Raw genomic sequence first — 280 nt, 5'->3', positions numbered from 1 at the left:
GCTCTTCCGATCTCCGATGACGAGGTGCAGGTTGGCCTGCTTGTCGACCCGGAAGTTGACCTTGCCGCCCTTGATCTCGTTGATGGCCTTCGTGACGTCCGGCGTCACGGTGCCCGTCTTCGGGTTCGGCATCAGGCCACGCGGGCCGAGGATGCGGGCGATGCGGCCGACCTTGGCCATCTGGTCCGGGGTCGCGATGGCGGCGTCGAAGTCGAGCCACCCGCCCTGGATCCGCTCGATGAGGTCCTCGGCGCACACGGCGTCGGCGCCGGCGGCCTCG

The 280-nt window shown here is 69.3% G+C and carries 1 pseudogene; it reads right to left on the bottom strand.

The features are described 5' to 3' along the window. Nucleotides 1-280, bottom strand: a pseudogene (locus DBV35_RS29950) (50S ribosomal protein L1); the annotation flags it as partial.

The organism is Acuticoccus kandeliae, from assembly GCF_003073115.1.
Note: the sequence above shows the minus strand (reverse complement) of the source record. Positions and strands in the feature narration are given on the sequence as shown.